The sequence below is a fragment of the uncultured Serinicoccus sp. genome (genome assembly GCF_947487915.1).
In the GTDB taxonomy this organism is placed as follows: Bacteria; Actinomycetota; Actinomycetes; order Actinomycetales; family Dermatophilaceae; genus Ornithinicoccus.
On the sequence record NZ_CANKYH010000015.1, the window covers coordinates 20,000 to 44,132 of the forward strand.

Consider the following 24,133-nt stretch of genomic DNA (forward strand, 5'->3'; position numbering starts at 1 on the left):
TCGCGAGCCGCAACGCTCTCTATCGACTCGGGATGGTGATCGAGGAAGATGCGGGGAGCGCCCCCCGCTAGCCGCCCACGAACCGATGCTGCCGACCCCCAGCCAGCCTGGTCTGCAGATCAGGGCCGAGATTCCGACAAGTTGTTGAGACAGCCGGAGTCTCACCAAGATGTCGCTGCGCAGGTCAGTGGGCTGCGCGCCCGACAGGTCGCCCGAGAACCTACAACAGCCGGCCCCACGGGGAGTCCTCCCTCCCGCAGGCGGTGCAGGCGTAGACGGCCTCGTTGCCGGTGCAGGGCGCGCACGCCGGCCGGCGTGCGGTGTCGTAGAAGGCCAGCACCCTGATGTTGGCGCAACCGGGGCAGGGTTGGGCGGTCCGGGCGAAGCGCAGGGTGCAGCGCTGGCAGACCGCCTCCTCCAGGACGATCCGGGTGCACCGGTCGTGTCGCCCGCAGTGCGCGCAGTCCTGGCGCGGCAGCCGCGCCCGTGGGCTCACCGGCCCTCGGGCGGGCGGCGGACCCGGGCCCGGATCGGGCGCAGGTCACCGATGCCCGGACCGCTGTCCCCGGTCCCGGTCTTGGCGGGTTGGTCCTCGACGACGGTGGGGACCAGCAGGTCGTTGGGTTCGCAGTCCAGGATGTCGCACAGGGCCGCCAGGACGTCCATGTTCAGCCGTTGCGGGGTGCGGGCCACCAGCCGGTAGACGTGCTCGCGGGACAGGTGGACCCCGCGCTCGGCCAGCAGCGGGACGAGCTCGGAGGTCTGGTACATGCCGTGGGTGGCCATCACCTGGCGCAGGTTCCACCCCATCACGGTGCGGACGGTCATCACTGGTCCTCCTGATCGGTGGGTGCGTAGACGCGGGCCAGCGCGGCCTTGAGCGTCTTGTCCTTGAAGTCGTTGCTGACCGAGGCGTAGATCGCGGTGGTCGAGGCGTAGGCGTGCCCGACCTGTTCCTGGACGAACCGTTCGGGGTAGCCGAACTCGACCAGGTGGGTGACGTAGGAGTGGCGCAGGCAGTGCAGCGACAGCGCCGGGTCCAGGCCCGCCTGGTGGCGGACCGTCGCGAAACGGGCGTCGAAGTGGCGCAACGAGACCCGTGAGAGCCGCTCGGTCACCCACAGGGCTGGATGTCCAGGCACGCCGAACAGCGGACGGGCCTGCTCGACCCACTGCCGCATCCCTTCGATGGCCCAGTCGAACTCGGGCACCGCCAGGACCGTGCGGCGGCGCGGGGTACCGCCGCGAACGGCCTTGCCGTAGCGGACGTGCACCGAGCCGTACGTTCCCCACCTGGGCACGTGCGGGTTGGGGCGCAGGTCGGCCACGTCCAGGCGGCACAGCTCGTTGCGGCGCAGGCCGAACGCATAGGCGGTCTTGAAGACCTGCGCGTCCCGCAACGCGCTCAACGCTCCCTTGCGGCCCGAGGACGCGGCCCGTTCGACCTGGGCGTCCAGGTGGTCGAAGAGATCCTGCAACTCGGCGTACGTCAACGGTCGCCGTGCCGGACGGCCCTCGTACTCGTTCAGATGTGCCACCGTGTTCCACTCGTGGCACACCTGCGAGGGCACCGAGCCGAACCGGTCGCGACACTGGCGGGGCCACTCGTACCGGGCGTCGGTGAGGTAATCGCAGAACATCCGCAGCGCCAGGTGGTACCCGCGGATCGTCGAGGGTGACCGACGACCGTCCCCGCTGGCCAGGGATACCGTGAAGTCCTCCACGTCCCCAGGGCCCCACGACCACGGGTAGGACTCGGCGAACTCGGTGAACCGACGGACCAGCCGGACCCGGTCGCTGATGGTCTTCTCACCCAGCAGCCGGGAGGCCTGCTGACGACCCCACCCGGTCAGCATCGCCTCGAAAACGGCGCTCTCCTCGTTCAGATGAGCCACCCCGGCGACCAGGACGAGCCCCGCCGAGCCGGGTATACCGACCATCAGGACCGCCGATCCGTCGTTGCCGCAGAAGCCATATTGTTGCTCCTGACGTTACACCTAGTTGGGCGTCCCTGGTCAACGGACACGCGTGGGGACGTCGGAGTCCCTACTAATCCGCAGACCACCCGGCGGGTGTGACTTCTGACGCGATAATGCTCGCTTCCACCGGCAATGCAAGAGGTGTGTGGGACTCGGAGCGGTTGAGCGCGGTGGTGAGGGGTCTGCGGGCGTGCGGCGGGTGGACGTGCTCGGTGGTGGCGGTCGGGGAAGTGGTGATGCTGTCCGGGGTGGTGGCTGGGCTTGTGGGTGGTGACAGGTGTCGGTTTCGTCGATGGTCGGGAAGGTCCGGTGATCAGCATGGGTAAGCAGACGGCGCGGCAGAAGGCTCGGCGTGCGGCTCGGGAGGGTCAGCAGCGCTTGGCGGCGGAGCGCAGGGAGAGGGAGAAGCGGTTGGGTGACCTGGGGGTGAGAGTGGCCGAGGAACTGGCGCAGCGGGACATCCTGGTGCGGGCCAGGGATGAGCGGATCCGGGCGGCTGAGGTGCGGGCAGGGAAGGCGCTGCGGTCGATGGTGGAAGTCGAGGGACTGACGGTCGGGGAGGCGCTCCGGTGGTGCGGGGCTGGCCTGGAGGCGCGGGAAGCGGCCCGGTTGCGTCAGCTCGCCCAGGACCAGAGCGAGAAGGGGGAGCAGGCCCAGGGTCAGGAGCCGGCGGGGCAGGACGCTGCGGTGAGAGCGCCCGCGCACGGGCCGGTGCCTGGCGGCGCGGGCATCATGGGGTGATGGCGCGGTTGGAGGGTGCGGGCTTGGCTGCCCTGGGTGCCGCGCTGGCCGACGGCGGGACGGTGGCCAGCGCGGCAGGCCAAGGTGGTCGAGGTGCCGGGGTCGGGGTGCCGGTGGTGGACCGGTGCGATCAGCGGGCGCGGGCACGGCAGGTTCTACTACGCGCCCGACCGGGTGGTCATCGCGCACCGGTTCGCCTTCGGCCTGGCCCACGGGCTGGACGCTCTGGACCAGGTCCGGGTGCTGGGGCACCGGTGCGACAACCCGCTGTGCCAGCGGGTGCACCCCGGCCACGTGGTGGCCTCCTCGTATGAGGAGAACCGGCGGGAGTGGGTGGCCCGTCGGGACCTGGCGGGATCGCCGTTGGGCGACCCCCGGGGGGCGCGGCGTCGGGCGCGGGAGTTGCGGGACCTGGCCCGGCAAGACCCTGCCCTGGTGGCTGCTGACCTGGCCCGGTTGCGGGCGCTCTACGGGGAGCAGCTGTTGTTGTGGTGAGAGGCCGGGGTCAGTGACGTGGCGCGGACGTGGACCAGGCGCACCGGGTGCCCGCCCGGGTGGGTGGTCCAGGCCGTGTACCGGGGCGGCGGCCAGTGGTGCGGGCACTCGTTCCACAGGTACTCGACGTGGCCGCCGGTGCTGCTGCAGGTGGGGCAGGTGAACGGGTCGGTGGGGCAGTGCTGGCAGGTGCACCGGTCGATGGTGGCGGTGGGCACGGGCTGGCCGTGCAGGTCGGCCACGCTGCCGGTGTAGACGTAATCCGCTGCCGGAACGGGCTGGTGGCTGGTGGTGGTGCTCACGGTGTCCCTCTCTGCCGGGTGAGGGCGGTCGAGTGTGCGTGGTGGTGGGTGCAGGCCCCGGCCCGGTTCGAGGGGGAGGGGTACCGGGTCGGGGCCTGCGGTCTGGGGTGCGGCCTCAGAGGGTGGCGGTGGCGAACGCCCAGGCGGCGTCCTTGGCCTGGTTCGGGCCGCTGGTGGTCAGGAGCCGCTCGGCTCGGGCCTGGTCGGCGGGCCGGTCGGTGGACCGGACGGGGGCGTGGTGGTCGACGTACTCGACCACGGCCTGGTAGCCGGCCCAGGCGGTGCCGCGCACGCTGGCCTGAGTCGCGGCGTCGGACCACAGGGCGAGCAGGGCCTGCTCCCGCTTCTTGGCCGTGGTGGCGGTCCGCTTCGACGCCTCGGCCCGTGGGGTGCCGAAGACGGCCCGGGACAGGTCGATGAACCCGGCCTCGGTCATGGTCGTGTTGACCAGCTGCTCGGCCTGGGCCTCGAAGTCCTCGACGTACTCGAACGTCAGCCCGAGCGCCTCGCGGGCCTGGGAGACCATCGCCTTGGCGTTGGTGGTGTGCCTGATCGAGATCATGCCGTGGTTGCGGCGCAGCGCGGCGCGCTGGGTGTTGGCGCAGACGACCCGGATCGGGGTGACCATGACCCGGAACGCGGACGACCCGTCGTGGCTGTTGAGAGCGGCGATGTTGACGTCGACGTCGTCGACGCCGCCGACCTTCATGGTGCGGGGCAGGCGCATGGTGACGAAGACCTGACGTCCCCCGCGCAGCGACCCGGCGGTGTCGAAGACCGCGCCGCCCTCGTCGGCCAGCAGGTTCAGGAACTCGCAGTGCTCCTCGTTCTGGATCGGCACGTACCCCTCGCCCACGACGCCCAAAGCCTCGGGGGTGCCGGTGAACGGGTTGGTGCGGATGGTGGCCTGCTTGCCGGTGACCTCGATGACGTGCACGCCGTCGTCGGTGACCTCGGTCGTGGTGACCGGGGCCTTGCGGACCCGCCAGCCGCCGAGGCGGCCCAGGGTCATCGCGTCCTGCGCGGTGAACGACATCCCCCGCACGGTGGTGCCCAGGCGGTGCCAGGGGTCCTTGTGGGCGAAGATGGCTGCGGCCTGGTCATCGTGGGTCTCGATCTGGTGCGACATGGTGGGTCCCTCCCCTGTGGTGGCGGCGGCCCTGGTGGCCTCCCCGCTCACTTCTGAGTCTTCTCAATACGGGACCGCACCGGGCGGGGTCGCCCCGATCTGTGGACGACCCCGCCCGATGGACCCGGGGTGTGGACGGCTCAGACGGCGCCGTCCTCGGCGGCGCCCTCGCCCTCGTCGGCGGTGGCGGTGAGCAGCTGCTCGACGTCGCAGGCCTCGTAGCCCCACCCGGTCAGGGCGGCCATGACCCGGCGGTCCCAGTCGTCGGGGTTGCGCCAGGTGTGCACGTCGGTCTTGTCCTCCCAGGCGATGAGGATCGCGGCCAGGGCCCGCATCGTCGCGGCCTTGGCGTTGACCGGTTCGTCGGCCAACTCACGGGCCTGGGCGTGCCCGCCGAGATAGGACACCAGGGGGGTGCCGTCCTCGGTCGGGCGCAGCATGCTTCGCAGCCGGGGATGGGAGGACTCGAACGCCTGCCGCAGCCAGTGCGGCCCGGTCAGCACCGCCTGGCAGATCAGGTCCTCCGCCCCCTTGGGCGGGGTCTTCCGGGTGACGAACTGGGCCAGCCACTGACGGCGCACCGTCTCTGCCGACCGCCACGCGGTGTTGTTCTCCCGCACCAGGCGACGCTGCGAACGCTTCGCCTCCGCCTGCGCGGCCTCATCCAACGGTCCACCGTCGCTGCCGGTCCCGGTGCCGTAGTCCTGGCGCTGGGACAGGCGGTAGTCCCACGAGGTGACCAGCCCGGCCGCTGGCGGGTCGGTGCAGATCCACACCGGCACCAGCACCTGCACCGCCTGCCGCTCGTCCTCCCTGGCGTCGAGGTCCTCGAGGTCGGCGTCAGCGCCGTCGTTCTCACCCTCGCCGTCGTGCTCGGTGGTGGTGTCGGTGTCGCGGTCGTCCCATTCGAGGCTGACCGCGACGGCGGCACCAGGCACACCGGGCCAGTCCTGCTCCGGGACGGGCTGCCCGTCCTCGGCGCGGACCAGGTCGCACAGGGCCAGGTCACGCCACCGGGCCGGGTAGTCCACCACGTCGAGGGCGGGCAGGCCCTCGTCCTGGCGCAGCCGCTCGGCCTCGGCCTGAACCCGGTCCCGCTCGGCGCGGGCGTCCCGCAACCGCTGCACCACGTGGGTGATGCCGTACCCACCGAACCGCAGGTGGCCCTCCAACTCGGCCATCGCCCACGGCTCGTCCTCGAACTCCGCGACAGCGGCGGCCTGCTCCAGGGTCAGACCCTCCCCGGTCATTCTCTCCTTGGCGGTGGCCGACCCGGCGACGGTCAGGACCGTGTCCACGGTGCCCCGCTTGATCGCGGTCCGCTTCGCGATCTGCGCGGCGGACACCCCCAGCAGCGCGAGCTGCTCGATCGCTTCGTGCTCCTCGGTCGCGTGCATGCCCTCCCGGTGGATGTTCTCGGTCAGCTGGTCGGTGATCCGGTCCGTCTCACCCGGACGCTCGATCACCCGCACCGGGACCGTCCCGGACGGGGTCCCGACCCGCGCAGCGGTGAGGGCGCGGCGCTGGCCCCGCTCCACGACCAGGGAACCGTCCTGGTCGGCCCACGCGGTGATCGGCTCGATCACCCCCCGGGCCTTGACTGACGCGGAGAACTCCTTGGACTCGCGGGTGTCGGTGCGCACATTCGTGCCGATCACCAAGGCGGCCGGGTCGACCTCGTAGACCCTCCCGGCCTCCCACCCCCGGACGTCGGCCTCGGGGGCCTCGGTGATGGTGCTGGTGCTGGTGCTGAGGCTGGTGGTGGTGCTCATGTCGGGTTCCTTCCCCTCGGATGACAGGTGTTCCTGCACCACCCACACTGCCAACCGACACACCCCGGCAGGGCCGTCCTAGAGAATCTGTGGACAGCCGACCAAACCCGCTCTGACCTGGGGAAACGCGACACCCGACGCGGCGCGCCCCGACGCACCAGCCGCCGCTTCGCCACCTCCAGGCGGATTCCCTCAGAGGGAGGGTGACGAACATAAGGGGGCGCACCCACCGACCGTCAATGCACCCGGGAGGGTGTTAGGCCTCGGACCTGGCGCTTGCGCCATGGCCGGGTCTTTGGCGTGCAGGCAGAGGCCACCCCACCGGGGGCGCCGTTGCCCATTGGCCAAGTACGACTCCGGGGTACTGCCAAGACGCCAGCACGTTCCAGTCCACTCTTTCCTGCGAAGCACTGTCGAAGGTCACTGTGCCGCCAGTGAACCGTGTGTGGGAGAAGACAACGTTCCCGTTGATGAACTGGGCGCGGGCAAAGGTCGTTTCACCGCCATCGAACTTGGCTCCGTCGAATCTCAACGTTCCGTTGACGAACTGGGCACGATAGAAGCTTGTGCGGCCGCCGGTGAACCGAGCATTTGTGAAGCTTGCTTTCCCACCGGCGAACTCCACCCCGTCGAATCTCAGCCTGGATCCGGCGATCCTGGCGTTGGTGAAGCTCATCCGGTGGCCAATGAATCGAGCGTTGGCGAACGCCACGGTGCCGGAGTCAAAATGGGCGTCGTCGAACCTCAACGTAGAGTCGGTGAATAGCGTGCGCTCAAAACTGAAGTAGCCAGTGGTGAAGTGAACTCCGGCAAAAGAGTGAGTGCCAGTAAAAGCGGCGCCGGTGAAATCAAAGTCCCGACCATGCCAGCCCGGTGAGGTGTCGTGCTGCAGATGGGCTGCAATAGTTCGGGTGATGGTCTGGCGGACCTCGAGGTCCGCACGCTGCTCGTGCTCCGCGAGATCTGCTGGTGGGGGTGTCCGGATGATGCTGCACAGGACGTCGATGCAGGTCTGCACCTCGTTGGTGTTTCCGCGGGCGGCCCAGTCGTCGGCCAGGGCGGCCATGGCATAGACGCCGGCGAGTCGGATAGCGGGAGAAGGGTGGCCGAGCTGCTCCGCCGTGGTCGTATACCGGGAGCGAAGGGCGGAGATGTCGCTGCGGTCGTCTTTCGCGAGTTCGAGCCTGTATGTGTCATCGGTCTGTTTCAGGCGCACTACGGCCGCGGTGGCAAGGATCCCGGCGCCGAAGACACCGATGATTGTGACGGCGCTCCTGACCGTTTCTAGTTGGGCTCCTGAGCCGTCCGCGGGCAGCCATTGGTTCAGAGAGGCGTAGATCACCTGGATGGCAACTAGAACACCAGCGACGGCCCATCCGGCTGCCCCGCCCGACGTTAGCCACGTCCGCGACGCGCCACGTGCCTCTGCTCGCTGGTCAGCTTGGTCCCCCACGGACTCTATGGTGCCGAACAGTTGCCAACGGGACGGGACCTGCAAGCCGTGTCGCGTGGATTCCCTGGCTGCGTCGACCGTCGCTCCTGCCTATCAGTGCAAGCGTTGAGCGCTGTCTGAGCTGCTGTGCTCACGTTCAGTGGGAAGCGACGGGCGGTGCGCCGCGGCCGCGGCGTGGCACGCCGGCGCGCTGCAGGATGTTCCGGACGGCGCCGTGGGACCGGCCCGTAAGTTCGGCCAGCTCGCGCAGTGAACGTCCGGCTTCGTACTCGCGGACGACGTAGGCCTTCACGTGGTCGGGCAGGCACCGTCCGGGCGCCGCGGTTCCTGCTAGTTCTGGGTCGGCGTCGTGGCTCGAGGGCCGGCCGGGGTAGGGCACCTGGTGAACGTACAACCTTAGTGTGACCCCGTGCCCGCGCTCGGGTCTCAGGACGTCTGCGCCGGACGCAGCTGGGCCGCCGGCAGGAACCGCGTGACGGCCTGGTCGTCGACGACGAGCACGACCCACGCCTGCCACCCGGTGGCTGACCGGTGCCAGCTGACCACCAGCACGGGACCGGGTCTTGAAGATCCTCGAACGTGGCCCAGGCATGCCGGGTCGCCGGCGCCTGCCCGGCCGGCCGCAGCGCCGGGGCCGCGACATCCGTCGTGACCGTGACGCGGCCGCGGTCCCGCAACGGGACACCCGGGCCCCGTTTGCCGTACATGCCGCCAGCCATCCACCCACGGTATCGAACACACTTCGCAACACCAGCAGTCTCCCTGTGGACAACTGCAGCGGTCCGTCCGCGGCCTCGGGCACGATGACGGTAGTAGTCCAGCGACGGGAAGGTGAAGGACATGGGCGGGGTCGAGAACGCGGTGCACGGGGGCCGGGGGCTGCGGGCCTGGGGCGGCCAGAACGCCCGCGAGGACGTGGCCGGCTGGCCGCAGGTGGCGTGCGAGTCGATCCGGGCGATCAACCACCTCACCTCTCAGGGGTACGCGGTGCCGGCACCGGTGCTGTACGAGGTTGTCGGCAACCTCAAGGGCGTCGGGTACCTGCTGCCGCAGGCGCTGACCCAGCTGGGGGAGGGGCTGGAGAAGTCGTTGGCGGAGTACGACGTGTACGACACCGCAGGGGACCCGCACGAAAGCGTCGACGTCGCACGAGGGCACCTGTTGACGGCTGCCGACGCGGCGCGCACTCTCGGCGCCGCGCTCGAGGCCGCGCAGAGCGCCATCGCCGGCCAGGGATACCGCACCCAGGAGGAGCGCCGGTAGGGGAGTGGAGCTCGAAAGTGTGGGTTGACCAGCAGTAGCGGTCGACTGCTGGAACGATGGCGTTCATGGCCACCGACGACGACCCCGCCCCGCCGGAACAGCGCGCCAGGCACCCGGATCCGGCTCCCCAGCCAAAGCCGAACCCAGAAAGGGATCCCGGCTTGCGGGGGCTCGCCAGCTGGTCACTATGGGCCGTCCTGCTTGGTGCTCTGCTACTGGGAACTGGCGCGGTCTGGGGCGCCTACGTAGGTGTCGGTGAGCTCGTCGAAGTAGACACCGATGCGGGGATCACCCCGGCTCAGAGGATCACCGCGGCGTTCGCCGTCGCCACCGCAGCCGGTGTGCTCGTCGCCCTGGTCGTGAACCTGCGCAAACAAGACGTGTCCGAGCAGACCACCAGACGGGAGTTCGACGCCGCCTTCACCGACCGGTTCGCCTCCGCCGCCGCCCAGCTCGGCGGCGCCGCACCCGCAGAACGGATCGCCGGCGTCTACGCCATGGCCGCCCTGGCCGACGAACACCCCACCCGCCGGCAACAGTGCCTCGACGTCCTCTGCGGGTACCTGAGGCTCCCGTTCGACCCCGCCACCAACCACCTCGCCGACACCTCGACGACCATCACCCAGGTCTTCCACGACGGCCGCACCGTTGTCCACCACGAGAACCCCGCTTCTAAACCCTTCGACCAGCAGGTCCGTGAGACCATCACGACCGTAATCCGGGACCACACTCAACCTGACGCCCACCGATCGTGGTCCAGCCTTGACTACAACCTCACCGGTGCGCACTTGACCAACCTCGACCTAACCAAGTCACGCTTCGCAGGGCACGTGGACTTCTACGCGGCGACGTTCTCGGGGGTGGAGACCTCCTTTGCCGAGACGATGTTCTCCGGGGATCACACCTGGTTCGACGGGGCGACGTTCTCCGCCAAGACCACCTTGTTCAACGGGGCGACGTTCTCCGGGGATCACACATTGTTCGACGGGGCGACGTTCTCCGGGGAAATCGCCTTGTTCGACGGGGCGACGTTCTCCGGGGAGACCACCAGGTTTGACGAGGCGACGTTCTGCGCCCAGCCCCCACGGACGACGGGCGTGAAGGTGACCTTCGATGGTGTCAAGCGAGAGAACGACGCCACGCTCAGTGGCCTGAGTGCTCCTCGGCTCCAGGACGGCGCGACCATCACCCAAGACGGTAAACAGTTCCACGGGTGGGAGTGACCGCGCGAGCGAACCCGAGCGGTCGGCGTTCCGCTGGGCTGTCGTGGTCGTCTATTACCCACCATAATGAATAGAATGGTGGGTAATATGGCGATGTCGGCAGCTGGGACGGGTTGGTCTGCATGAGCGGGTTCGCGACAGTTGCCGTCGCCGTGGTGGCGATCCTTACGGTCCTGGTCCTGCTGACCGGGTGGGCACTGACCAAACGCCGCACTGCTCGAAAGATGGGACAGCAGTCCGGGGCGCGGGACCGGGTGCCGCCTGCGGTAGGAGACCGGGGCCGGCGCCATCTCGACGACAAGCGTGCCCACCAGCTCGCTACCTGGCCTGCCGACCGGCTGGACCCGCCGCAGCTCCCCGATCCGCACGGCGAGGATCTGCAGCACCGGCTCCGACGCAGATGCCGTGCCTCGGCCAGGAGCGCTCTCCTGATGAGTGAGCAGCTGACAGCCTGGCTGAACGCCGCCGGCGTGGTCATCGGTGGCCTGGTCGGTCTCTGGGGCCTGGCGTCCGCGGTTGCTCGCCCGGCCCGCCTCCGCCGTGAGGAGGCCCAGTGGCGAGGCCTGCTCGAGGCCGGCACGTGTCTCCCCGAACAACGCCGGCTCATCGAGGACCTCCACCGGGAAGTGACTGCTCAGCTCCTGAGCCTGCGGCTCAATCCGCCCTATCTTCCCTTCGCGCGGCCGGCGCTGCTCCTGCTTGGCTCTCTGCTCGCTGTCTTGCTGGGGGTGCTGACGGCCGCCGTCGGTGTCGACGTCGAGCGCGCCGCAGGAGCCCCCCGTCCCGTCTGGATTCTCCTCGGCGGACTACTGGTGGGTGCCCCGATAACGATCGGTGCTGCTCTGGTGCCGATCGCTGAGGAAGTGAACGCCCGCAATGGCATCGCTCGGCGGCTCCTCGATGACGAGCTCCCGGTAGCCAAGCCGCCTGCGTCGCTACTGGCCAGTTTCCGTTCTCATCACCATGGCCAGCCTGCCCAACGGCGGCGTCTACGGACAACATCGTGACCTTGAGCCTGGGCGCGACATTGGCTCCCGCCGGGGTGGCCACGACCGGCACCGCAGCCTGGGTCGCCTTCGACCCGTCAATCCAGACCGGAGCTGCTGGCTGGGTCGGTGCAGCGGGGATCCTCATCTACACCGCCGGGCTAGTCCTGGTCAGGACGTCCTGGCAGGCCCTGGTCGATCCGCCGTTCCGGCTTGACGGCCTCGACGGCCTCGACGGCCCGAGCACGTCAGGGACGCTGCCCGCTCCCCCCGGGCGCCACCCCACCTTCGGTGACCGCGTCTTAGCTCTGGTGGCCAACGCCCTCCTCGCCCGCCCTCGGCGCCGCTCATGAGCCTTCTCGAGCCGCCGGCGCCCGGCGCTCCGCCTCTGCCGCATGCTTCGGTCCAACCGGCTGACCCGATGGCGTTGCTGGCCGCGGTCCCGGTGACCGAGGAGCTCACCGACCAGGAGGCCGAGTACGTCGCGGCCGCCCGGTCGCAGAACACCCTGTCCGGGTATGCCGCGGACTGGCGCGAGTTCACGACCTGGTGCGAGGCGAACGGGTACGGCCAGCAGCTAATGCCGGCGTCGGCGGTCGCGATCGCCCGATACTTGACCTACTTGGCCGAGCACGGCGCCAAGACCGGGACCATGTCCCGCCGGCTCTCGGCGATCCGGTTCGCGCACCAGCTGCGCGAACTGCCGGACCCGACCAAGCACGCCCGCGTCGTCGCCGTCTGGGAAGGGATCCGCCGGGTCCACGGCCAACCACCTGTCCAGTCCCGGCCGCTAATGCCACCAGAGCTGTTCACCGTCCTGGACGCCTGCCCCACCACCCGCACCTGGGCCGACCCGAAACGCGCCCCGCAGCCGCACCTGGGCGGCGCCCGGGACCGGGTCCTGCTCCTGGTCGGGTTCGTCGCCGCGCTACGCCGCTCTGAGCTCGTCGGGATCCGGCTGAAGCACCTCGCCGAGCACCCCAACGGGCTCGTGCTCACCCTGCCCAGGTCCAAGACCAACCAGTACGGCGAGAACACCGAGATCGTCGTCATCCCCCGCGGCGGCAATCCCGCCCGGTGCCCGGTCACCGCGATCGCCACCTGGCGGCACCTCGCTGGCCTCGAGGACCCGGCCGCCGAAGGACCGCTCCTGCGGCCGGTGTCCAAGGGCAACCGGGCCTTGGACCGGCCCTTGACGGCCGCGGCCGCGAACACACTCATCACCGACGCTGTCGCCCGCGCGGACCTCGACCCGCACGGGTACACCGCCCACTCGTTGCGGGCCGGGTTCGTCACCTACGCCCATCTGCGTGGCATCACCGACCGCGCCATCGCCCACCAGACCCGCCACCGGTCCTTGGCCACCCTCGGGATCTACACCCGCATCGAGAACGCCTGGACCGACAACGCCGCCACCCAGCTCGGCCTGTAGCAACGCGGTGACAGATGGAGCTATAACCGCCTGCGGTCTTTCGAAGAAGAATGCCCGCTGGGATTCTTTGCAGAGGTGATGCCTCTCTCCATGTCCTCTCTCAGCCTTCCTCTCTCGATGAGACGTGCGGCGCTGGCTTCACTGACGCGTAGGCGCCAGGCGATTTGTTGTAAGGCTACTCCGCGAGCGTGCAGTGCGAAAGCACGGAGCGCCAATCGCTCCGAGTTTTTAGGCTGGAAACGCCCCCTGCCCTTTAATTTGCGACGTTCGGGACTCAAGCTTTCATAATCACGATCCCTTACGATGTCCTTGGCCATCTTTCGTTCGGCTCCCCAATTTTCATCTACTGAATCAATGGGCTGTTCAGGATCCGTCTCTGGGACAATCAAAAAATGACGCTCGCCTATTGGCATGGCTTTGCTTGCATGCTTCCGGACGAATGCCTTGAGGATATGAGCAAACCCAGGGGTGTCTGAACTTATGCGGACAAGAAGTGGCTTTTCTCCTACCAGGACCCGAAGGGCGTCAGGTGTAAACTCACCCTTACCCAATGCCGACGGCGTTATTGTCAGTTCACGCAACTTTGGGAGCGAGGTCGCAGCGAACGACGTTCTGATGTTGCGCAAAATTTCTGGCCGGACCACCGTTGGAACCTCTGGGCCAGCGTCTTTGCGCCGCACCACCTTCTTCCGCCCCTTTCGACCAGCGCTTTTGCCCCGCTGTCGATCTTCCTCCTGCGGAACGATGGTCTCGGCGAGGACTTGTTGCGCCTCCTCGGTCGACACTGACTCGATGAGCGATTGCGCGCCTGCAGTTCCAAGGGAGGTCCTCTTGAGGCGTTCTTCGAATTCGCGAAGCTCGTCAGAAGTATCCATGGCGCTCCAAGGTCTTTCGATAGCGGTGAATCACGCCTTCGACGGCGCGCTCAGTCCTGTTGGTGAGCTCGGCGATCTCGGCATGGCTGTAACCGTCAAGGCGGTATACAACGACGTCTCGAGAGCCGGCAGGAGCGAGGGCGAGCATTGCGTCCTTTTCGGCCTGATCGATGATCGCGGTGTCTGGACGTTCCGACCTCCGTCCGTGTGAACCAGCGTCGGGATCGGGGAGCGGGCGTCGGGCGGGATCGGGGTCGGGGTAGTTCTTGCGCCACTCCCGAAAAGTCGTGCTCAGCTGCAAATGAGCGGCGCCAATAAAGTAGGTCTGGAGGCTGGCGCCGCCGTCGGCGGTCCACTGAGACTCTTGTAGAGCATGGTCGTAGAACCGTTTCCACGTCTGGGCCAAGAGGAGATGAACTAGATCTTGACGGGCCTCTTGATCTTCGGCCAGGCGTTGTCGAACCGTGAGAGTCGCCCCGACAGCTGGCCTCCCCTTCTGCGCCGCGAACCCCCAGATCAGCCCCGTGATCAGCTGAGCATGAAGGACCGCGATCGAGTACCGCATCAAGGATTCGCTCCACAACTCAAACTTCGGCCCGGCGAAGCCGTCAGCTGCCATCTCATTGAAGAGCTCCTGATCTGCGAGCAGTCTGGCGGCCCGGTCGGCGTCGTCTTGAGCGACTGCGAGATCCTCAGCCGCCTGATTGCCCAGTTGTAGGCCGCCCTCCGCAGCTGGTGGCAGGGAGACGTCACCCGCCACCTGAGGCACCTCCTCAACCCCGTCCTCGGCGACCATCGCGTCCCCACTGCCTTTCGTCAACCCCTCACAAGCTCCGGGGCGGCTTCGCCGCATCGACGAAGTCGGACTTTCATAGGGGAGGCTCAACAGGCCACCCCACGTTCGCTTAAGAACGTTCTTCAGAGATTCTTATCACAGTGGGATACGCGCTGGTCAGCGACCTGCAAGAGGACACAGCCCCTCACGCCGATGGGCACTACCCACGTGTGGAAGGAAGCCACGATGAGTCAGACCGTCAGCCCTCAGCGCGGCCGCGACCAGCCTCCCGAGGACCGTCCGTTGCTCAGCACTCGCACCCTTCTCATCTTGCTGACGTCGTTGATCATCGGGGTCATCGCGGGTGTGCTTACCTGGTTGGGCGCCCCCAGCTGGGTGCTGGCCGGCCTAGCAGCTGGAGCGCTCAGCGTCTCCATTCTCCACAAGCTCGTCGGCCACTAGAAGCGCCGAGATCGTCGACATCCCCCGCGGCTGCAACCCGGACGGTGCCGCTCACCGCGATCGCCACCCAGCGCGGGCTGTAGCAACGTAGCGTTGGTCGCAGCTGCGACCACCTGCGTCGGAAGGACGACTGTTGTTCACACCTCTGCACCGGGCTCTTGGCCGCGAACCTGGACCGGTCACGTTTCAGATGATCGAGGAGGCCGTCGCGCAGGGTGTCGAGGAGACAGCTGACCTGGACTGGAAACGGGTCATCTACGACCACCAGAACCCGAAGTGGCGCGAGGAGGCCGCCAAGGACTTCGCCGCGATGGCCAACAGCGGTGGCGGGTGCATCGTGTTCGGGGTCGCCGAGGACGGCGAACGGAACGCCGCGAAAGAGATCACGCCCGTGGAGTGGAACGCGTCCATCGAAAAGCGGCTGCTCACCGCGGCGTACGCACACATCGGCCCCCCCGGTCCTGGGCCTGGAGTTTCACCCGCTTGAGGGTTCCGAGAAGGTCGACGTCGTCCTGCTGCGGGTGCCCGACTCGCGCGACGCCCCGCACTTCGCTCGCAAGGGGGCAGACGCTTTCGTGGCACCACGCCGCAACGGCTCGCTCACGGTTGCCATGAGCGAGCGGGAGATCGAGCGTGGTTTTAGGGAACGCTTCCAGCAGGCCCACGCCCGTGAGCAGCACATCGCGGGTCTCCTTGACCGGGCGGGTGACGGGCTACACCCAGACCAGGGAGTATGCATCGTCCTGGCCGCGGTCCCGGCGGAGCTGTTGCGTGGTGAGGCGTCTTTCACCCATGAGAACGCCCTCACGTACCTGAATCTGCGTCCACCTCCACGGTTCGTCGCGGGGTATGCCCCTTCGTGGCAGCGGTGGGACACCGGGCAAGTGAGAAAGGGCCTGCGTCAGTGGGTCATCCGCAGCAATACCGACACCACAGAGGCTTACCGGAAGGCGCTCCATGACGATGGGACAGTCCTGGCAGGCTACCGACTCGGGGGCCTCCGCGACGACGAACGCGCCGCCGCCTGGACCCCGGTGGGGCAACTGAACCACTGCGTCTCTGGCGACGTCGAGGCAGCCTTGATCGACTTCACCGCCATCTTGCGCAAGTACGCGCAGGAGCGAGGTGTGCACGGCGGATACCGGGTCCGAGTTGGGCTCGTTGGCAGGGAAGGAAGCCCGCTGTACATTCAGACCCGCGAAGAACACGCTGGCTATCTGCAGCCTGAGGACTCGGCAGAGGCCATTCGCCGGTTCGAACTAGTGACCATCGACCTTGACCCACTGGCGGGGGGCGACGAGCTCGTGCAAACGATGGGAGATCTCGCCCGAGACGTCATCAACCAGGGCGGAGTCAGAGACCTGAGAATCATCGCCGAGCCCTAGGCGGCGCAGTCCTCACTTCCACCGGTCCGGTCCGGTCCGGTCCGCCGCCCGCCCATCCCGCCCTGACCCCCTGGAATACGCCGCACGTTGGCCCATTCGCCTGGTGCATCAACCGACAGCCATCGACCACTCGTCCCTGGGTTCCCCATCCCCAGACCAATGTGACGCTGTGCCACCGTGCTGAGCGGCCTGTAGATCGTAGGTGGGCTCCACGTCCGTGTGGAGCGCCCTTGAGATCGAGGCTGAGGTGTGCAGGCGATGACCGATCCTGTTGAGCACGAGGAGACGCCCACGTCCGTGCGGGTCGATCTGGCCGAGGCATTGGCGTGGTCAGTGCGCGCCGGCCAGGCCATGCACCAGGTCGAGGTGCTGATGGACGTGGGCGAGGGTGATGAGGATGAGTGAGCTCGCGCGGCGGGATCGGGACGCACGGGAGGTCGTCGACGTCGTCACCGAGGCGCGAGCGGCCTTGTTGCTGGCACGTGTCGGCTTGGGTCAGCTGCAGGATAAGGTTTCCACAGCGGTGCGGATCCTGGCCGACGTCGAGTGGGCGCAACGGCAGCCAGGGTCGATAGAGGCTGGGTCAGCCGGCCGAGTCCGGCTCGGGGAACGAGAGCAGGACCTGGCACGGACATGTGAGGACGCGGCTGAAACTGGTCGAGACACGGGTCGCGCCGTGGTGCGTGTCCGGGCGGCTCTGCAGGCGGCAGGGGTCCTGGTCGAGGGATGGTCGTCGGGGTCCACCCAGGAGCGGGTGGATCGGGCGGCGCTGCGGGGGCGGGCACGTGAGCTGACGACCGCCTTGAACGAGGTGGAGACCTCACTGGAGCAGACGGTGAACTCGCTGCGTCGTGCTGCACTCTCGGCTCGTGAGGTGGGACCGGCCCAACAGGGGACGGTGCGTGTCGAGGCGCCTAGCGAGGTCTGGCGCCAGTCTTTGAGGGGGGCGACGGTCTCCACCCAGGAGGCCGGTGACCGGCTGGATGTGGTGGCCGAGGGCGCTCAGCGGATCGGTCGGCATGCGGACGGTGTGGCGGCCGCGGCGCGGGCAAGAATGCAGGCGGCAGTGAGGATCCCTGAGCCGGCGTCTGCACGGACGACGGGAGTGGCACGATGAGCACGTCGGCTGTGCCCGGTCGCTTCCCATCGAAGCCCATGATGGCGCTGGACAGGGTGCGGGAGGTGAGACGGCTGGTGTCGGCGCGGTTGAGTGATGTGGACGCGTGGGCTGAGGTGGCAGCGGCACAGAGCCCGACGTTGGTGGTGATTGACCAGGCGGTAGACCTGCGCCGCACCCTTGCCGACGTGGCGTACCTGGCCCGCAGTGTGCTGGAGGACGTGCCGACGACACCTGCGTGGAACGAGACACGGTTGGCGGCAGCAGTTGTGGCGTCATCGCTCGACGCCGCGGGTCACACCGTCTCTCCGGTCGCGACCGCGCTGTGCCGGCAGGACGACCTGCACGCCACCGCGCAGTTATCGGCCGGGGTGACTCGCCGCTTCCTGGCCGCGGCTGCGGCCGCTGCCGCAGACCTGCAAGGGCTGCTCGAGCACGCGTCGTCAGACGCTGGGCCCGGCCGTCAGCACCTGTGGGTCGTTCCCTGATCCAAGGGAGGTGTCAGAGCTCGGATCGCATGGGGGCCGGTACGGGGCTGGGCCCAGAAGGCTGCGGTGCCGGGGCGTGCAGCAGCCGGACCGCGCGGTCGCGGGAGTGGTCATCCGGGAAACTGCGCCACAGGATCGCGGCGTAGGTGTGTCCCAGCCCGTGCTGGGTGAGGTAGGTGTCACCAAGGTCGGCGCGGGCCCGAGACCAGGCCAGGCTGAGCCCGCACGTGACGAAGATTACCCCGAGCAACAGCGCAGGAGCGAGGTGTCGCGCATCGGCTGTGGCCGTCAGCCAAACCTGGATCCCGAAGGCGATCGCGAGGCTGGCCCAGCGGACCCACGGTGCAAGGACGGCTCCTAGGGCCCGCCAGAGGCCGATCAGGGCGCCGGCCACTAACTCCCACGGCAGCAGGATCACCCCGAGGCCGGCGTCGGTGCGGGTCAGCCCGGTGCGCTGAACCCCGACCTCGTGCGCGATGAGCGCAGCGGCGTCCGCGCTAGGCAGTCGCCCGCGAGCGACCTCCTCGACCAGAGACCGACCGACGACCACGGTCCGCCGGCCGTACGCGCGAGCGCACACCCCTCCCCGCCGGGCCACCAGCAGCTGCACCGGATCCACTCGGTGGTCCCGAAGCACTCGGGCGACCCCTGCGAGGGTATGCCGCTGGTGCAGCTTGGCTAGGCGGGAGAACGTCAGGGCGCGCACCACGGCCACTTCCCCCACTCCGGTGAGTCCCCAGAGGGCGACCAGGACAAGCCCGGCCAGCACCACGGTGCCCCAAGGCGCCGGGAGTGACACGAGGACCAGGAAGAGCGCGGCACTGACGGTGAGCGGCAAGGCCAAGGCCCCAAGACGCAGCGCCCGGGCTCGGATGATGCTCATCGTCACGCACCTCCTTTCCTCTGCCAGTCGAGCACTAGTTGCGATGACGCGAATCCGGCATCGGTGATGCCAGCGGCGGCCGCTGCTCGGCTTTCGGATGGTGTGACCACTGTTGCGCACATCCCTGACATACCCGAGGAGTTGTCCACAGATCTGGGGAGGAGTGCCCACCGAGGGCGTCGATCTGCGGTGATGGAGCGCACCACCCCGAAGCACCACCACCCATCAACAAAGGGAGAGCGATGATGACCAGAGGACCCGACCTGACGACCCCGGCCGCCCTGGAGGCCCTCATCCGGGTCACCAACCTGCTTCGCAAGGCTGAGCGAGAGGCCCTGGCGCAGGTCGCACCAGGGACCGGCCTGGCCGGCTTGGAGATGGCCGAGCTGTCGTTCGAGGCCGGCGGGCTGAACGGGCTGGCCCTGTCTCTGCTGCCTGACGGCGTCGACCTGGGAGAAGACCAGCATGGCGACCCCACCGGTGAGGACCCTCGAGGGTTGATCCGACAGGCCGAACTCGCCACCCGGGAGCGGCCGATCCACGAGTTCCCGCCGGGGACGACGGCACTGGTGGCGGCGCTGATCGACACCACCAGGGACCGGTGCCGTGCCTAACGTGGGTGAGCTCCTGCAGGAGGCCGAGCTCCGAGCCCGGTCCCTTCTCTACGACGCTCCAGACCGTGACGGGTTGTCCATGGTCCGGGCCTGGGAGACGCTCGTCGAGAACTCTGGCCGGCTCTGGCGCGCTATCCCCCAGTCAGGACCAGCCGAGCCCCAGGTCGGGGTGCTCGACCAGATCCAGTCGCATGTTGAGGCAGTGAGCCGTGACGCGCGTGTCCTGCACGCCAGGCTTACCGGCCAACGGCTCGAGCCCGACCGTGACCTCGAGGCGATCGGGTCCCTGATTATGCGGGCGGCCGCGGCCGTCGAGAACTCCAACGTGCGGAAGCTCCCGACCCCCGACCACCTTCGCGATGCGTTCGCCACCAGGGTGCAGGTGACGCACGTCGTGTACCTGACGGGGCACGCCACCACGGTCGGGTTGGGGCGACACTCACCCGTGGACGAGAGCTTCCGGCGGCGGATGGATATCCCGACCGGTCTTGCGCTCGGCTACCACCAGAGCTCCTACCCAGAGGCACTGACCGAGACCCACCGCGACTGGCCGGACCCGGACCGCCTCGGCACCAGTGTCAGCGCGTTCGACATTCAGGCCCACCGGGTACTCACCGGCGCCCCGACGGCACGGGACCTGCGCGACGTGGCGAACACCATGCACGTCACCACCACCTACGCCCGGGCCCTATGGCGCATCGCCGCCGACGCGGGCCACGTCGACTCCCGAGAGCACCGCACCCAGCTGGACCCGGCACTGGAGCACGCCGGGAACTCTTGGCTCTCCCTCGCCAGCACCTGGGACGCCCTGACACACCCCGTGCAGGGACGAGCTGGGGCGCTGCAGCACGCCGCCGTCGATCTGCGGACCTCGTTCGGAGAACTGACCAAGGACCGCCTGGGCCCAGCCACACCCGAAGTCATCACGGCACGAACCGACATGGGAGCAGCACTTGCCGCGTTGCGTCAGTACCACCTGAGTGCAGTGGGCATCGCCGGCGCTGTCGCCACCGCGACCCGGCACCCAGGGTTGAGGGTCGACGCGCGAGGCGCCTCGAGGATGATCGCCACGATGATCGAACAAGGACGCCTACCGGACCCCCGCTCCACGCCGGTCTCGCCGCGCAGCGTGCAGCTGAGACGAGCTGAGCCGCTACCTAGGGTGCTGATGACGCCGGCTTCGTTACAGGCCGAAGGCCCGCTGCGGGCCGTCCGGCAGCTCGACCAAGCCGTGAGCACCATCGCCGGCACACCGCACTACCGTGCCAATTCAGTGATCGAGCGGATCGGCCCACGTCCGGATCCCGGACGGCTCCGCCTCGTGCGCGAGCAGGCGCGGCACGGACAGGGGACCACTAACTGCACCCCGCCCGCAGGTCCTGTCTCCCGCACCGCTCCGTGATGCGGGTACCTGCCGGACCTGGCGTGAGAGGCCCGTCCCGTCCACGGCGATGCGGATGCTCACCGCCGTGGATCTGGACACCGACGTAGACCGCCGGCACGTCAAGCGCCCGGGGATCGATGAGAACCGGTTTGGCATCGTGCCCTACCTGCGCGACCCCGACACCCGGAGCGTGCAACGCGTCAAACACTGGTCGATCGCATGCACCGACCTAGACGACGGCACCGTTGACCAGGTCACCGGCACCCCTTGAAGTATGACTGTTGGCGCCCGAGCCGGACAACGCGCCGTCATGAGACACCACGCTCAGGAAGAGGATCCCAACCAGTTCCTTCCTGCTGACAGTTCGGTCGTCATCGCCCCGAAAGTTCTCATGCTGAACCGTCCCATCCCCTTGACCCACCCTTCACGGGACGGCGCGGCAGCACTTGAGCGAAGTCGGACGTGCCTCCGCAGCGGCCTTCCACGCCAGCGGGCTGGCCACGAGCACGAGAAGCCTCCAGGAGGCTAGGCCAGCCCCCGCGCGTCGACCCGAGCACTTGGACAGGCGTGGCCCAGCCACAGCAGACCGAACCGCGGCATCAGCCCCGGTCAATAGCTCGGAGAGTTGACGTCAATGACGGGGGAGAGGCGCCCGGCTGACCGGCCCCAGCTCTTGTGGGTGATAGTGCCCTCAGCATGAGACGCGCGCCCTGCCCGAGGCGGCGTCTCGCCCCTCCTCGGCATTCGCCCTCGCGGTCGTGACAGACCGACTCTGCTTGATATGTAGGTGATCTTCTCGGGTGTGGGCGCGGCAGTGTTGGGCTCGTTGTCGATGCTCGAGGAGGAGCTTGCGATGAGTGATGTGCTGCCGTGCGTGGTCTCGCCTGTCCACCCGGGGCGGGGGTCTTTGGGTGACCCGCGTCTGGATGCCTATCTGGAGTTCGTCGCGGCCAGGGCGCGTCCGAACACGGTGCTGGCGACGTGGTTCGATCTGAAGGTCTTCTTCACGGTGGTGGGCAGGCCGGTCGATGAGGTGCGTGCGGTCGACGTGCTCGGTTTCATCAGCGCGCAACGGGCGGGGTTGGCGAGGCTGCCGGATCCGCTGCCGGGTCCGGTGGTCGGGGTGGTTGAGGGCGCGGGTGTCTCGGTGCGCACGATCCGGCGCCGGTTGTCGACGATCAACGGGCTGTACGCGTTCCTGACGGTGCGCGGCGACGTGGACGCCAACCCGGTACCGCGTGGGTTGCCGACCCGTCGGGAGAAGGCGCGCCCTTCCCAGGGCGTGCCGCTGCTGCGTTCTGCCCGGACTTTGCCTCGGATCTTGTCCCCGGGCCAGGTCGATGCCCTGACCGGCGCGCTGCGCACCCACCGGGACCGGGCCATGGTCGCTGCGATGCTGCTCGGTGGGTTGCGCCGGTGCGAGGTCCTCGGGTTACGCCTGGTCGACGTGCGTGCCGGGGACCGGCAGCTGTTCGTCGCTGACGGCAAGGGCGGCCACCAACGCCTGGTCCCGGTCTCACCACGGTTCTTCGAGCACGTGGGCGCCTATCTGGACATCGAACGGCCCGCCGACACCGCCTCCGACGCGCTGTTCCTGGTCCTGAAACGGCCTCACCGTGGTCGCCCGTTGTCGGCCAAGGGCCTGGATCAGGTGCTCGCCTCGGCTCGGGAACGAGCCGGGCTACAGCACGGGTCCTGCCACGAGCTGCGGCACACCTGTCTGACGCGGCTGCGGGAGGCGGGGATGGCCCTGGAAGCCGTGCAGGCCCAGGCCGGGCACGCCTCGATCGAGTCGACCAGGATCTACCTGCACCTGGCTGATGACTGGCTGGCCTCGCAGTACCGGCGGGCGGCCGAGGTGATCGATGCCCAGGTCTACGCCGGGCCCACCGCCGCATCACCGCGCCCGCCGGATCCGGACCCGCTGGACCGGGTGCCCATCGCGGGCTTCAGGAGGCTGCGGTGAGCACCGCCCTTCCGGGACGGTTCTGCCCGCAGCAGCCCGGACGCGGTGGCGGGGCGCCGGTGGCCACCTGGGAGCAGGTGGACGCCGACCTGCCGTTCGTGGCCGCCACCATGGGGCCTACCTGGGCCAGGTCGCGGTCGTGCTGCGTCCGGGCAGCGTGAGCAACGCCGACCAGTGCCTGCGTGTCTTCGCGACCTACCTGCTGACCCACCACCGTGAGGTCACCAGGATCCGTGAGATCGGCCGGGTCCACATCGAGGGGTACAAGCCCTGGTTGGCAGCACGGCCCGGACGCGCCGGCGCGCCCCGCGCCAATCCCGCCACCCTGGCGCACCGGCTCGGCACCCTGCGCATGTTCTTCCTGCGTATCGATGAATGGGGCTGGGACGACGCCCCGCCCCGGGTCCCGATGTTCCCCGGTGACGTGCCCAAGCAGCGCCACCCGTTGCCCAAGGCCCTGGACGACCAGGCCGCCTCACGTCTGCTGGTCGCGGCCCAGGCCGACCGGCGTCTGCTCGTCGCGCTCACCGTGGAGTTCCTCCTGCGCACCGGGCTACGCGTCGGGGAGTACACCGCCCTGGCCGCCGACGCCGTCGTCCTCATCGGCCAGACCCACTGGTTGCACGTGCCGGTCGGCAAGCTGCACGAGGACCGCTACCTACCCCTGCACCCCCGGCTGGTCGAGCTCGTCGCCGCCTACCGGGCCACGCACGTGCCCCAGGGACACCGGCTGCTGCTGCCTCGGGAGAACGGCAAACCCCTGGACCGGCACACCGTCACCCGGTTCATCAACAAAGCCGGCGCCGCCGCCGGCCTGGGTCACATCCACCCCCACCAGCTGCGTCACACCCTGGCCACCCAAGCGATCAACCGCGGCATGTCCCTCGAAGCGATCGCCGCGATGCTGGGCCACAAGTCGATGGACATGACCCTGGTCTACGCCAAGATCGCCAACCGCACCGTCGCCGAGGAGTACTTCACCGTCGCCGCCAAGGTCGACGCGCTCTACGCCCACCCCGCCCAGCTGCCCGCTGACGACCTCGGCCCGAACATGGCCAGACTGCGCCGCGAGCACGCCCGCATGCTCGGCAACGGCTACTGCACCAGACCCCAAGCCATGGACTGCGTCTACGAGACGATCTGCGAGTCCTGCACCTTCTTCCAGACCACCATCGAGTTCCGCCCCACCCTGCTCGCCCAACGCGACGACGCCACCGCCAAGGGCCAGACCCGCCGCACCGCGATCTACGACCAACTCCTCAGCAACCTCGACAACGACGCCGCCTCTTGACACCCGATACCTACATAATGCCGAGAGTCGGATGCTTGGCAAGACAGGGCCCCCTGCGGTCAGACAGGGCAACCTTGCAGAGGTGACGAAGCGTGCCCGGCTGGCCGCTGCCCTGCCG

At 68.6% G+C, this 24,133-nt stretch carries 30 protein-coding genes; 18 read left to right on the plus strand and 12 right to left on the minus strand.

All coding sequences use genetic code 11. The annotated features are described in order from the left end of the window. Nucleotides 1–220: 220 nt before the first annotated feature. Genes Q0795_RS16325 through Q0795_RS16335 form a run of 3 tightly spaced genes read right to left on the minus strand, consistent with a single transcriptional unit; the run spans nucleotide 221 to nucleotide 1,940 of the window. Complete coding sequence (locus tag Q0795_RS16325; RefSeq protein WP_075818529.1) at nucleotides 221–496, minus strand: hypothetical protein; 276 nt, start codon at nucleotides 494–496, stop codon at nucleotides 221–223. Further along, on the minus strand, nucleotides 493–828 hold the full coding sequence (locus Q0795_RS16330) for a helix-turn-helix transcriptional regulator (protein WP_075818527.1): 336 nt from the start codon (nucleotides 826–828) through the stop codon (nucleotides 493–495). The genes Q0795_RS16325 and Q0795_RS16330 overlap by 4 nt, the downstream gene beginning before the upstream one ends. Next, nucleotides 828–1,940 carry a tyrosine-type recombinase/integrase gene (locus Q0795_RS16335; RefSeq protein ID WP_298891524.1) on the minus strand — a complete coding sequence of 371 codons (1,113 nt, stop codon included), beginning with the start codon at nucleotides 1,938–1,940 and terminating at the stop codon, nucleotides 828–830. The genes Q0795_RS16330 and Q0795_RS16335 overlap by 1 nt, the downstream gene beginning before the upstream one ends. Before the next feature lie 357 nt (nucleotides 1,941–2,297). Between Q0795_RS16335 and Q0795_RS16340 the strand changes: the two genes are divergently transcribed. Both Q0795_RS16340 and Q0795_RS16345 read left to right on the plus strand, forming a co-directional pair. Then, nucleotides 2,298–2,720: a hypothetical protein gene (locus Q0795_RS16340; RefSeq protein WP_298891526.1), complete on the plus strand. Its 423-nt coding sequence runs from the start codon at nucleotides 2,298–2,300 to the stop codon at nucleotides 2,718–2,720. 36 nt (nucleotides 2,721–2,756) lie between these two features. After that, on the plus strand, nucleotides 2,757–3,215 hold the full coding sequence (locus Q0795_RS16345) for a hypothetical protein (RefSeq protein ID WP_298891527.1): 459 nt from the start codon (nucleotides 2,757–2,759) through the stop codon (nucleotides 3,213–3,215). Here Q0795_RS16345 and Q0795_RS16350 read toward each other — a convergent pair. The 6 genes from Q0795_RS16350 to Q0795_RS16370 all read right to left on the minus strand — a co-directional run bounded on the left by Q0795_RS16350 (nucleotide 3,188) and on the right by Q0795_RS16370 (nucleotide 8,423). Beyond that, nucleotides 3,188–3,517: a hypothetical protein gene (locus Q0795_RS16350; protein ID WP_298891529.1), complete on the minus strand. Its 330-nt coding sequence runs from the start codon at nucleotides 3,515–3,517 to the stop codon at nucleotides 3,188–3,190. The two genes, Q0795_RS16345 and Q0795_RS16350, sit on opposite strands and share 28 nt — an antisense overlap. A gap of 115 nt (nucleotides 3,518–3,632) precedes the next feature. Then, the gene (locus tag Q0795_RS16355; protein ID WP_298891531.1) at nucleotides 3,633–4,646 is read right to left on the minus strand and encodes a DUF932 domain-containing protein; all 1,014 of its coding nucleotides are present in this window, start codon (nucleotides 4,644–4,646) and stop codon (nucleotides 3,633–3,635) included. A 140-nt stretch (nucleotides 4,647–4,786) separates the two neighbouring features. Then, nucleotides 4,787–6,418 carry a ParB N-terminal domain-containing protein gene (locus Q0795_RS16360; RefSeq protein WP_298891532.1) on the minus strand — a complete coding sequence of 544 codons (1,632 nt, stop codon included), beginning with the start codon at nucleotides 6,416–6,418 and terminating at the stop codon, nucleotides 4,787–4,789. 256 nt (nucleotides 6,419–6,674) lie between these two features. Continuing rightward, nucleotides 6,675–7,760 (minus strand): hypothetical protein, encoded by a 1,086-nt coding sequence (locus tag Q0795_RS16365; RefSeq protein WP_298891533.1) that lies wholly within the window; start codon nucleotides 7,758–7,760, stop codon nucleotides 6,675–6,677. Between the two features lie 247 nt (nucleotides 7,761–8,007). Continuing rightward, on the minus strand, nucleotides 8,008–8,250 hold the full coding sequence (locus tag Q0795_RS17270) for a helix-turn-helix domain-containing protein (RefSeq protein WP_366942473.1): 243 nt from the start codon (nucleotides 8,248–8,250) through the stop codon (nucleotides 8,008–8,010). A gap of 47 nt (nucleotides 8,251–8,297) precedes the next feature. Then, nucleotides 8,298–8,423: a hypothetical protein gene (locus tag Q0795_RS16370; RefSeq protein WP_298891534.1), complete on the minus strand. Its 126-nt coding sequence runs from the start codon at nucleotides 8,421–8,423 to the stop codon at nucleotides 8,298–8,300. 288 nt (nucleotides 8,424–8,711) lie between these two features. Between Q0795_RS16370 and Q0795_RS16375 the strand changes: the two genes are divergently transcribed. From Q0795_RS16375 to Q0795_RS16395, 5 genes are all read left to right on the plus strand, one after another. Continuing rightward, the gene (locus tag Q0795_RS16375) at nucleotides 8,712–9,134 is read left to right on the plus strand and encodes a hypothetical protein (protein ID WP_298891535.1); all 423 of its coding nucleotides are present in this window, start codon (nucleotides 8,712–8,714) and stop codon (nucleotides 9,132–9,134) included. A 65-nt stretch (nucleotides 9,135–9,199) separates the two neighbouring features. Continuing rightward, a complete protein-coding gene (locus Q0795_RS16380; protein WP_298891536.1) occupies nucleotides 9,200–10,357 on the plus strand; it encodes a pentapeptide repeat-containing protein in 1,158 nt (385 codons plus the stop codon). A gap of 122 nt (nucleotides 10,358–10,479) precedes the next feature. Then, the gene (locus Q0795_RS16385; protein WP_298891537.1) at nucleotides 10,480–11,364 is read left to right on the plus strand and encodes a hypothetical protein; all 885 of its coding nucleotides are present in this window, start codon (nucleotides 10,480–10,482) and stop codon (nucleotides 11,362–11,364) included. After that, a complete protein-coding gene (locus Q0795_RS16390; RefSeq protein WP_298891538.1) occupies nucleotides 11,361–11,696 on the plus strand; it encodes a hypothetical protein in 336 nt (111 codons plus the stop codon). Before Q0795_RS16385 ends, Q0795_RS16390 begins: the two co-directional genes overlap by 4 nt. A gap of 68 nt (nucleotides 11,697–11,764) precedes the next feature. Beyond that, nucleotides 11,765–12,775 carry a site-specific integrase gene (locus tag Q0795_RS16395; protein ID WP_298891540.1) on the plus strand — a complete coding sequence of 337 codons (1,011 nt, stop codon included), beginning with the start codon at nucleotides 11,765–11,767 and terminating at the stop codon, nucleotides 12,773–12,775. A 20-nt stretch (nucleotides 12,776–12,795) separates the two neighbouring features. On the opposite strand, the gene Q0795_RS16400 is transcribed toward Q0795_RS16395, so the two are convergent. Together Q0795_RS16400 and Q0795_RS16405 are read right to left on the minus strand one after the other, a co-directional pair. Next, nucleotides 12,796–13,650 carry a hypothetical protein gene (locus tag Q0795_RS16400; protein ID WP_298891542.1) on the minus strand — a complete coding sequence of 285 codons (855 nt, stop codon included), beginning with the start codon at nucleotides 13,648–13,650 and terminating at the stop codon, nucleotides 12,796–12,798. Next, a complete protein-coding gene (locus Q0795_RS16405; protein WP_298891544.1) occupies nucleotides 13,637–14,446 on the minus strand; it encodes a sigma factor-like helix-turn-helix DNA-binding protein in 810 nt (269 codons plus the stop codon). Before Q0795_RS16405 ends, Q0795_RS16400 begins: the two co-directional genes overlap by 14 nt. Nucleotides 14,447–15,077: 631 nt before the next feature. Between Q0795_RS16405 and Q0795_RS16410 the strand changes: the two genes are divergently transcribed. The 5 genes from Q0795_RS16410 (at nucleotide 15,078) to Q0795_RS16430 (ending at nucleotide 17,877) form a co-directional block, all read left to right on the plus strand. Continuing rightward, nucleotides 15,078–15,374 (plus strand): helix-turn-helix domain-containing protein, encoded by a 297-nt coding sequence (locus Q0795_RS16410; protein WP_298891546.1) that lies wholly within the window; start codon nucleotides 15,078–15,080, stop codon nucleotides 15,372–15,374. Between the two features lie 124 nt (nucleotides 15,375–15,498). Then, a complete protein-coding gene (locus tag Q0795_RS16415) occupies nucleotides 15,499–16,272 on the plus strand; it encodes a hypothetical protein (RefSeq protein WP_298891547.1) in 774 nt (257 codons plus the stop codon). A gap of 249 nt (nucleotides 16,273–16,521) precedes the next feature. Beyond that, entirely contained in the window at nucleotides 16,522–16,677 is a 156-nt protein-coding gene (locus tag Q0795_RS16420; protein ID WP_298891548.1) for a hypothetical protein, read from the plus strand. After that, the gene (locus Q0795_RS16425; RefSeq protein ID WP_298891549.1) at nucleotides 16,670–17,389 is read left to right on the plus strand and encodes a hypothetical protein; all 720 of its coding nucleotides are present in this window, start codon (nucleotides 16,670–16,672) and stop codon (nucleotides 17,387–17,389) included. The genes Q0795_RS16420 and Q0795_RS16425 overlap by 8 nt, the downstream gene beginning before the upstream one ends. 38 nt (nucleotides 17,390–17,427) lie before the next feature. Further along, entirely contained in the window at nucleotides 17,428–17,877 is a 450-nt protein-coding gene (locus Q0795_RS16430; RefSeq protein ID WP_298891551.1) for a hypothetical protein, read from the plus strand. Between the two features lie 13 nt (nucleotides 17,878–17,890). Here Q0795_RS16430 and Q0795_RS16435 read toward each other — a convergent pair whose 3' ends face one another. Further along, a complete protein-coding gene (locus tag Q0795_RS16435) occupies nucleotides 17,891–18,760 on the minus strand; it encodes a hypothetical protein (RefSeq protein WP_298891552.1) in 870 nt (289 codons plus the stop codon). Between the two features lie 242 nt (nucleotides 18,761–19,002). Here Q0795_RS16435 and Q0795_RS16440 point away from each other — a divergent pair, with 242 nt between their 5' ends. From Q0795_RS16440 to Q0795_RS16465, 6 genes are all read left to right on the plus strand, one after another. After that, complete coding sequence (locus tag Q0795_RS16440; RefSeq protein WP_298891553.1) at nucleotides 19,003–19,374, plus strand: hypothetical protein; 372 nt, start codon at nucleotides 19,003–19,005, stop codon at nucleotides 19,372–19,374. Between the two features lie 169 nt (nucleotides 19,375–19,543). Beyond that, nucleotides 19,544–20,776: a hypothetical protein gene (locus Q0795_RS16445; protein WP_298891554.1), complete on the plus strand. Its 1,233-nt coding sequence runs from the start codon at nucleotides 19,544–19,546 to the stop codon at nucleotides 20,774–20,776. Between the two features lie 67 nt (nucleotides 20,777–20,843). Beyond that, the gene (locus Q0795_RS16450) at nucleotides 20,844–21,029 is read left to right on the plus strand and encodes a hypothetical protein (RefSeq protein ID WP_298891555.1); all 186 of its coding nucleotides are present in this window, start codon (nucleotides 20,844–20,846) and stop codon (nucleotides 21,027–21,029) included. A 516-nt stretch (nucleotides 21,030–21,545) separates the two neighbouring features. After that, complete coding sequence (locus Q0795_RS16455) at nucleotides 21,546–22,724, plus strand: tyrosine-type recombinase/integrase (RefSeq protein WP_298891556.1); 1,179 nt, start codon at nucleotides 21,546–21,548, stop codon at nucleotides 22,722–22,724. Then, nucleotides 22,721–22,885: a hypothetical protein gene (locus Q0795_RS16460; protein ID WP_298891558.1), complete on the plus strand. Its 165-nt coding sequence runs from the start codon at nucleotides 22,721–22,723 to the stop codon at nucleotides 22,883–22,885. The genes Q0795_RS16455 and Q0795_RS16460 overlap by 4 nt, the downstream gene beginning before the upstream one ends. Next, nucleotides 22,882–24,015 (plus strand): tyrosine-type recombinase/integrase, encoded by a 1,134-nt coding sequence (locus Q0795_RS16465; protein ID WP_298891560.1) that lies wholly within the window; start codon nucleotides 22,882–22,884, stop codon nucleotides 24,013–24,015. The genes Q0795_RS16460 and Q0795_RS16465 overlap by 4 nt, the downstream gene beginning before the upstream one ends. Nucleotides 24,016–24,133 lie beyond the last annotated feature (118 nt).